Raw genomic sequence first — 8661 nt, 5'->3', positions numbered from 1 at the left:
CTCTCGCACCGGGCCCGTCGACTCACCGCGCCGCAGGCCGAAGGGGGGTGACCGGCGGCGGGGAGGTCTGGAAGACCGTCAGGACGCGGAGGTCGTGACCTCGATGCGCTGCGGCGTCGTGCCGGCGTAGACGCCGGAGACGGTGACGGTCAGGACGCCTGCGTCGTACCGGGCGCTGATGGCGCTCGCGTCGGCAGGCTTGGGCAGGGTCACGACGCGGTGGAACGCGCCGTAGCGGACCTCGCGGACGCGACGGCCCTCGGCCTCCTCGGCCCGCTCGTCCTTGCGCTCGCCGCGCACGACGAGCTTGCGGCCCTCGACCTCGACCGTGACGTCCTGGGACGGGTCGATGCCCGGCAGGTCGAAGCGGGCGACCAGGTCGTCGCCGTCCTGGAAGACGTCGGCGTGGGCCGGGACGCCTGCCACGGGGCGGGCGGTGAGCAGGTCGCGCAGGGCGCGGTCGAACGCGGGGGCGGTGGTCAGGGTGGTGGTCATGGTGACTCCTTCGGTCGGTGCGGAACCTCTGACCGATACAACTTGAGTCGCCTCGGCTCAATTCCAGATCGGCGTTCGCCCTGGACGAACGACCGCGCACCTGGGAGGGCGCGCTGACCGGGCCCCTCCCGGTCGCGACTACTCGCAGCCCACCCCGTCGCCGTCGCGGTCCAGCTTCTTGCTGTAGCCGGGTTCCCCGAGCCGGATCGGCGCCTTGCCGGCTGCCCGGACCGCGTCGCAGTTCGCGTAGGAGACCGCGCCGCCACTGCTCCCCCCGACGATCCCGGCGGGCGCGTCCGGCGTGGGCGCCTTCGGCGTGCTCGACGACGCACCCGAGCGACCCGTGGCCGCGCTTCGCGCCTGGAGGTCTGCCTCGGCCGCAGTGACCGCCCCCTCGCGTCCTTCGACCGCCGTCAGCCGGGCCTGGAGGTCCACCTCGGCCGTCACGGTGGCCGACTCGCGGGTCACGAGCTCGGCCTCCTTCGCGACCACGGCCTCCTCACGAGCCGTGATGTCGGCCTGAGCGGCGCCCAGCTCGTCCTGGGCGGTCGTGAGCGCCGCGCGGTCCTCGTCCAGGGCGGTGCGAGCCTCCGTCGCCTCGCCCAGGGTGGCCTCGGCGGCGGAAAGCCGCGAGGCCGAGGTCCCCGCGCCCATCAGCAGCCCGACGATCAGGAAGGCGAGGCACAGGAAGGCGACGAGAACGATGCGCCGCGTGCGGCCGTCGTGGCGGCCGGCGGCGAACGCTCCACCACCGGCGAGGCTCGCGACCGGCAGCGCCATGGTCTCCTCGGCCGGCTCGATCGTCGCGGGTACCTCGACCCAGAGCGGCCAGTCGGCGGGCTTCGCCGGCCAGCGAGGGTCGGGCGTCCAGCTCGGGTCGGGGGTCCAGCCCTCGGGCGGGGTGGGCCAGCCCGGGGGCGGGTTGAAGCGAACGGTCATGGGATCGGCTCCTCGTCGAGCGGGCACACGCGCGGCGGTGCCGGTGTCGACCGCTGGTCGGTCGACACCCGGAGGCTAGGGGAGCAGAGCCCTCGTGTCAGGATCCTGGAGGGGGTGAAATCCCCCGATGCGGACCATGGCCTGTCAGGCCCCCGGAGCTCCCAGCACCGCGACGAGGAAGTCGCCGTCCTCGGCGAACGGCCGCAGGTCCCACGTCGAGAGCTTGAGCTGGACCTCGAGCCCTGCCTCGGCGGCGTCGGCGAAGAACGCGTCGAACGCGTACCCGCGCCCGGCTCCGAACCCGACGACGGCCCGACCGCCCGGCGCCAGGTGGGCACGGAAGCGGCGCAGGACCTCGACCTCGGTGCCCGGCGCGAGGAAGGTGACGACGTTCCCGGCGCACACGATCACGTCGAACGGCTCGGCGACGCCCGCCGCGGGCAGGTCGAGCTCGGCGATGTCCCCGACGAGCCACGTCGAACCGGGGTGGTCCGTCTCGGCGGCCTCGATGAGCACGGGGTCGACGTCGACCCCCACCACGACGTGCCCGCGCGCCGCGAGCTCGGCGCCGACGCGCCCCGGTCCGCTGCCGGCGTCGAGGACGCGGGCGCCGCGGGGAACCATCGCGTCGACCAGCCGGGCCTCGCCCGCGAGGTCGGCGCCCTGGGCTGCCATGGCGCGGAACCGCTCGACGTACCAGGTCGAGTGGGACGGGTTCACGGCGGTCTTCTGCTCCCAGCGGGTGGGGTTGGCCTTGCTCACCGGTGGCTCCTCGGGGTCGGGCGGGGTTCTGGTCGTGCCGGGGTGCGCTCGGCGACCGGGGGCCGGTCGCCGCACCTTCGACCGTACCCCCACCGGGTACCGGCCTGGTGACCGTCCAGTGCCGACCCGTCCCGGTCTCACCGACCGGACCACCCACCCGCCGACCAGGGGTTTCCCTGCGGTCGAGAACGGGATCGAGGTCGGCATAGGCGGCAGAACGACCTCAACCCCGTTCTCGGCACCCCGGGACTCCCGGTTAGCGGCCGAAGACCTCCAGGACCGGAGTCTCGCCGTCGACGAAACGGACGAACTGCCCCACGGTCGACGGTGAGCGCAGGGCCTGTGCGACGACCAGGGCGACGTTGCCGCGCGACGTCCTGCCCTCGTGCGCGTCGACCGTGATCGTGCCGGTCGCCTCGTCGTTCGTCAGGGTGCCGGGACCCAGGATCGTCCAGTCGAGGTCGGTGCCCCGCAGGTGGTCGTCGGCCGCGAGCTTGGCGTCGGCGTACGGGAAGAAGCTGTCGTCCTTCGCGATGCCGTGGTCCGGCACCGAGCCGATCCACGACACCATGACGTAGCGCGAGACGCCCGCGGCGGCGGCCGCGTCCATCGAACGGATCGCGGCGTCCCGGTCGACGGCGTAGGTCCGGTCGGGGTCCCCGCCTCCGGCCCCGGCGGACCACACCACTGCGTCGTGCCCGCGCAGGGCCTCGGTGATCTCCTCGGTCGTCGCGTTCTCGACGTCGAGCAGCAGCGGCGTGCCGCCGAGCTCCTCGACGAGCGGGAGCTGCGACTCGTGCCGCACGATCCCGCTGACCTCGATCTCGTGGTCGGCGAGGATGGGGACGACCAGGCGGCCCACCTTGCCGTGGGCTCCGATCAGGGCGACGTTCATGGTTCTCCTCGGTGTGTGGTGACGGTGCTCCCTCCACCGTGCACCGCGCGGGCGCTCCCCGCTCGCCGGGGAGGGGTCGGGCTACTCCTCGACCACGGCCACGGTCACCTCGATGTTGCCGCGTGTCGCGTTCGAGTAGGGGCACACCTGGTGCGCCTGCTCGACGAGCTCCTGGGCCACGCCACGCTCGACGCCGGGCAGGCTGGCCTCGAGGTGCACGGCGAGGGTGTAGCCGCCGGCGTCGAGCGGGCCGATCGAGACGCTCGCGCCGATGGCCGAGTCGGCGACCGTGATCTTGCGCTGTCGCGCGACGCCCAGCAGGGCCGAGTGGAAGCAGGCCGAGTAGCCCGCCGCGAAGAGCTGCTCGGGGTTGGAGCCGTCGCCGCTGCCTCCCATCTCCTTGGGCACGGCCACGTCGAGGTCGACCCGACCGTCGGTCGACCGGACGTGACCGTTGCGGCCCTCTCCGGTGGCGAGTGCTTCCGCGGTGTAGAGAACCTTCATCGTGCTACCTCCAGGGTGGGGCGGTCGGGCGAACCCTTCGAACGTATGTCGCTCGGGGCAACAGAGCGCGGTCGGTTCGCGCAGAGCGCAGCGGGCTCGCTCCCCGCCGCCCGGGTGCGGGTACCGTGGAACGGCCGCCATCTCGGCGACCCCCCTCGAGCACGGACAGACCGCACCCCCATGAGCAACGCACCTACGCCGTCGGGCACGCCTGACAGCGCTTCCCCCACCCTGCCCGACGACGCCGCGCACCCCGCAGCACCCGGCACCACCGAGCAGCTCTCCCACGGCCTGCGCACCCGGCACCTGACGATGATGGGCCTGGGGTCCGCGATCGGGGCCGGCCTGTTCCTCGGCAGCGGCGTCGGGATCGCGACCGCGGGACCCGCCGTCCTGGTCTCGTACGCCGTCGCGGGCCTGCTCGTCATCCTGGTCATGCGGATGCTCGCCGAGATGGCGTCGGCCGTGCCCTCGAGCGGGTCCTTCTCGGTGTACGCCGAGACCGCGCTGGGCCGCTGGGCCGGGTTCACCATGGGCTGGCTCTACTGGTTCACGCTCATCATGGTGCTCGGCGCCGAGATCACGGGCGCCTCGCAGATCGTGTCCGGGTGGGTCCCGGGCGTGCCGCAGTGGGTCGTCGCGCTCGTGTTCGTGGCGGCGTTCGCGATCGTGAACCTGTGGGGCGTCAAGCACTTCGGCGAGTTCGAGTTCTGGTTCGCGTTCATCAAGGTCGCCGCGATCGTGGCGTTCCTCGCGATCGGTGTCCTGCTCGTCCTGGGCTGGCTGCCCGGCACCGACCCGGTGGGGACGACCAACATCTTCGGCGACCCGGCCTCGCTCGCGGGCTTCGCACCTCACGGCCTGCCCGGTATCGCGGCGGGGCTGCTCGTCGTGGTCTTCGCGTTCGGCGGGATCGAGATCGTGACGATCGCCGCGGCCGAGGCCCGCGAGCCGCAGAAGGCCATCGTGACCGCGACCCGCTCGATCGTGTGGCGCATCCTCTTCTTCTACGTGGGTGCGGTCGCGATCATGGCGCTCGTCCTGCCGTGGGACGCCCCCGAGCTGCTGAGCGGCCCGTTCGTCGCGGTGCTCGACCTCGCCGGGCTGCCCGGCGCCGCCCGCCTCATGGAGGCCGTCGTGGTCGTCGCGCTCCTGTCGGCGTTCAACGCGAACGTCTACGGCACGTCCCGCATGGCGTTCTCGCTCGCGGGCCGCGGCGACGGCCACCCGGCGTTGACCAAGGTGTCGCCGACGGGCGTCCCGTGGGTCGCGGTGCTGCTGTCGGTGTTCTTCGGCCTCGTGTCCGTGGGGCTCAACTGGCTGCTGCCGGGCGAGGTCCTCGGCATCCTGCTCAACGCCGTGGGCTCGGCGCTGCTCGTCATCTGGGTGTTCATCGCGGTCTCGCAGCTCCGGCTGCGCCCGCGCCTCGAGGCCGCCGCAGGCGGTGCGGACAAGATGACGCTGCGCATGTGGGCCTACCCGGGGCTCACCTGGGCGACGCTCGCGGGCCTCGCCGGGCTGATCGTCCTCATGCTGTTCGACGACGCCGCACGAGTCCAGCTCGTGTCGACCCTGGTGCTCGTGGGCGCCATCGTCGGGATCTACGCGGTGCGGTCCCGGCTGCGGAAGCGGACCGAGCGGGCCGGCGCCGGGTCCTGACCCGTTGACACCCACCCCCTCGCGGGTGTGCGCTGGAATCTCGCGCCAGGGAGCACCGGGAGTCTCGGGGAGAACCCATGTCTCGCATCGCCGGCTGGATCACGCACCGCTACGCCAAGTGGGTCGTCATCGCCTTCTGGGCGGTCGTCCTGGCCCTGACCGCGCCGCTCGCGGGCAGGCTCACGGGCGCGCAGGACAACGACGCCAAGTCGTGGCTCCCGGCGAACGCCGAGTCGACCCAGGTGCTCGACGTCGCGAGCAGCTTCACGTCGCCCAACACGATCCCGGCGGTGCTGGTCTACGTCCGCGAGTCGGGCCTCACGCCCGAGGACCTGGCCAAGGTCTCCCAGGACGTCGCGACGTTCGGTGAGCTCGACACGTTGGACGGGGAGGTCGTCGGGCCGATCCCGTCCGAGGACGGGCAGGCCGCCCAGGTGATCGTGCCGCTCGACCTGGGCAGCGAGGGCTGGAACCTCGCGGCGGACGCCGTCGCGGACCTGCGCGCGACCGCGGAGGACGGCGCGAACGGCATGGAGGTCCACGTGACGGGCCCGGCGGGCGCGGCCGCGGACTCGTCCGAGGCGTTCGAGGGCATCGACTCGACCCTGCTGTACGCGGCCGCGGGCGTCGTGATCGTGATCCTGCTGCTGACCTACCGCAGCCCTACGCTGTGGCTCCTGCCCGTGGTCTCGGCGGGCGTCGCGCTGACGGTGTCGCAGGCCGTGGTCTACGTCCTGGCCGACACCACCGGCCTCACGGTGAACGCGCAGAGCGCGGGCATCCTCACGGTCCTGGTCTTCGGCGCGGGGACGGACTACGCCCTGCTGCTCGTCGCGCGCTACCGGGAAGAGCTCCGTCGCCACGAGGACCGCCACGAGGCCATGTCGCTCGCGCTGCACCGCGCGGGCCCGGCGATCGTCGCGAGCGGCGCGACGGTCGCGATCGGCATGCTGTGCCTGCTGTTCGCGCAGATGAGCTCGACGGCCGGGCTGGGGCCGGTCGCGGCGGTCGGGATCGTGGTCGCGCTGCTCGTCATGCTGACCCTGCTGCCCGCGCTGCTCGTCGCGACGGGCCGGTGGGTCTTCTGGCCGCGCGTGCCGCACCTGGGAGACGACGAACCGACCGAGCACGGCGTCTGGGCGCGGCTCGGGACGCGCATCTCCCACCGGCCCCGGCGCGTGTGGGTCGTGACGTCGATCGTCCTGGCCGTGCTGGGCCTCGGCATCACGCAGCTCGACGCGAACGGGCTCTCGAGCGCCGAGTCGTTCCGCGGGGAGCAGCCGTCGATCGTGGGCGAGCAGGTCCTGAGCGAGCACTTCCCCGCGGGGTCGGGGTCGCCCGTGGTGGTCGTCGCGGACGACTCGTCGCCCACCGCGGTGGCGGCGGTGCACGACGCGTTCGCGGGCACCGAGGGCATCGACGCCTCGACCGTGACCGAGCCCGTGTCCGCGGGCGGCTACGCCTACATGGAGGGCACGCTCACGTCCGAGCCGGACTCCCAGGCGGCCTACGACACGGTCGACCGGGTCCGGGACGCGGTCCACGCGGTCCCGGACGCCGACGCTCAGGTGGGCGGGGCGAGCGCGATCACGCTCGACGTCCAGCGAGCCTCGGCCGCGGACAACATGCTCATCATCCCGATCATCCTGCTGACCGTGCTGGTCATCCTCGCGCTGCTCCTGCGCGCGATCACGGCCCCGCTCATCCTCGTCGCGACGGTCGTGCTGTCGTTCACCGCGGCCCTCGGCGTGAGCGCGCTCGTTTTCACGTACGTGTTCGGGTTCGAGGGCGCCGACACCTCGCTGCCGCTGTTCGTGTTCGTGTTCCTCGTCGCGCTCGGGATCGACTACAACATCTTCCTCATGACCCGTGTGCGCGAGGAGTCGCTGCGCGTCGGGACGCGGCGCGGGGCGCTGATCGGGCTGGCCGCGACGGGTGCGGTCATCACGTCGGCCGGGCTCGTGCTCGCGGGGACCTTCGCGGTGCTGGGCACGCTGCCCGTGGTCGCGTTCGCGGAGATCGGGTTCGCGGTCGCCTTCGGCGTCCTGCTCGACACGCTCGTCGTCCGGTCGGTGCTCGTCACGGCCCTCAACCTCGACGTGGGCCGGCACATGTGGTGGCCGAGCGCCCTGGGCCGCAAGGAGGACGTGCCGGTCGAGGAGGCCCCGGTCGTCCCGACCGGCGCACCGGTCCGCGAGTAGCGTCCTCCCCGGAAGACCCGTGCCCGACGGCGGAGCGCGCCTCCCGGGGGAGCGGCGCCGTCGGGCAGGGGTCAGACCACGTCCTCGCGCTGCAGCCGGCGCAGCGTGATCCAGCCCAGCAGGACCGGGACCCAGCACGAGATCAGCCGGTAGAGCAGGACCGCGGGGAGGGCGATCGTCGACGCGATCCCGAAGCTCACGAGCCCGCCCGTGAGCGCGGCCTCGACCACACCCACGCCGCCCGGGGTCGGGGCGGCCGACGCGAGGGTCTGCCCGACCATGGTCGAGAACGCCGCCGCGATCGGGTCGTTGCCGCCGCCGAGCGCCAGGAGGCAGGCCCACAAGGTCGCGGCCGAGGACAGCGTGGTGCCCATCGCTCCCAGGACCGCGAGGGCGAGCCGGCGCGGGTCCTTCGCGAGTCCGCCGAGCTGACGGAACGCGGGCAGCACGTCGTCGCGCGCGTACGTGCGGACTGCGTGCCGGAACCGCGGGACCGCGAGCACCACGACGCCCGTGACGACGACCGCGACCGCCGCCGCGAGCAGCGCCCACTTCGCCCAGCCCGGCACGTGGTGGTCGATGCTGCGCCCCGCGACGAGCGCCAGCACCGTGAGGAGCACGAGGTGGACCAGTACCTGCACGATGCTCTGGAGCGCGACCGTGCCCGTCGCGAGCGCCGTGCTCATCCCGGACTTCGACAGGTAGCGGACGTTGAGCGCGAGCGACCCGACGCTAGCGGGGGTCGCAGTGCCCGCGAACGCGTTCGCGAGCTGGACGCGGGTGGTCCGCAGGAACGGCAGGTGCCTCGGTGAGCACGCGGCGAGCGAGGCCGCAGCGGCGAAGAACCCTGTCGCGGCGAAGAAGACGGCCAGGAGCGCCCACGCCGGCTGCGCGTCGCGCAGCGCCTCGCCCATGCGCGGGATCTCGCTGATCTCCGGGATGACCACGTACGTGAGCCCGCCGATGAGCACGAACCACACCAGCACACGCAGGGCGTGGCTCCGGGGGGACCGGGCGGGCTTCGGGGCCGGGGCCATGGCCGGGGCCGGGTTGGCCTGCGTCTCGGCGGCCGGGGGCTCGGGGTCGGGTGCGTGCGTGATGACGAGCTCCTTGCCGAGGATGTGCGGGCCGTCCCGTGACCCTACCGACGCGCGGGGCGGGCCGTCCCGTCGAGTGTGCAGTTCGGGTCGTCCCTGGCCGCTGGAG

8 protein-coding genes are annotated in these 8661 nt (G+C 73.2%); 2 read left to right on the top strand and 6 right to left on the bottom strand.

Features of this window, described 5'->3' with window-relative positions; translation table 11 throughout:
* Positions 1–78: 78 nt before the first annotated feature.
* The 5 genes from ACFRCR_RS14010 to ACFRCR_RS13990 all read right to left on the bottom strand — a co-directional run bounded on the left by ACFRCR_RS14010 (position 79) and on the right by ACFRCR_RS13990 (position 3595).
* Complete coding sequence (locus tag ACFRCR_RS14010) at positions 79–495, bottom strand: Hsp20/alpha crystallin family protein (protein WP_377678346.1); 417 nt, start codon at positions 493–495, stop codon at positions 79–81.
* A gap of 138 nt (positions 496–633) precedes the next feature.
* Entirely contained in the window at positions 634–1434 is an 801-nt protein-coding gene (locus ACFRCR_RS14005; RefSeq protein ID WP_377678344.1) for an excalibur calcium-binding domain-containing protein, read from the bottom strand.
* A gap of 144 nt (positions 1435–1578) precedes the next feature.
* Complete coding sequence (locus ACFRCR_RS14000; RefSeq protein WP_377678343.1) at positions 1579–2196, bottom strand: class I SAM-dependent methyltransferase; 618 nt, start codon at positions 2194–2196, stop codon at positions 1579–1581.
* 256 nt (positions 2197–2452) lie between these two features.
* Positions 2453–3091: an SDR family oxidoreductase gene (locus ACFRCR_RS13995; protein WP_377678341.1), complete on the bottom strand. Its 639-nt coding sequence runs from the start codon at positions 3089–3091 to the stop codon at positions 2453–2455.
* An 81-nt stretch (positions 3092–3172) separates the two neighbouring features.
* Positions 3173–3595, bottom strand: a complete 423-nt coding sequence (locus ACFRCR_RS13990; protein ID WP_377678339.1) for an organic hydroperoxide resistance protein — start codon at positions 3593–3595, stop codon at positions 3173–3175.
* Positions 3596–3775: 180 nt separating this feature from the next.
* On the opposite strand from ACFRCR_RS13990, the gene ACFRCR_RS13985 reads away from it, so the two are divergent.
* The gene (locus ACFRCR_RS13985; protein WP_377678338.1) at positions 3776–5254 is read left to right on the top strand and encodes an amino acid permease; all 1479 of its coding nucleotides are present in this window, start codon (positions 3776–3778) and stop codon (positions 5252–5254) included.
* A 77-nt stretch (positions 5255–5331) separates the two neighbouring features.
* Positions 5332–7455: an MMPL family transporter gene (locus ACFRCR_RS13980; RefSeq protein WP_377678336.1), complete on the top strand. Its 2124-nt coding sequence runs from the start codon at positions 5332–5334 to the stop codon at positions 7453–7455.
* A gap of 71 nt (positions 7456–7526) precedes the next feature.
* Here ACFRCR_RS13980 and ACFRCR_RS13975 read toward each other — a convergent pair.
* The coding region (locus tag ACFRCR_RS13975; protein WP_377678334.1) for a YbhN family protein at positions 7527–8661 on the bottom strand (1135 nt) is incomplete at its 5' end.

This window comes from Oerskovia sp. NPDC056781 (assembly GCF_042789955.1).
Taxonomy (GTDB): Bacteria; Actinomycetota; Actinomycetes; order Actinomycetales; family Cellulomonadaceae; genus Oerskovia; species Oerskovia rustica.
Note: the sequence above shows the minus strand (reverse complement) of the source record. Positions and strands in the feature narration are given on the sequence as shown.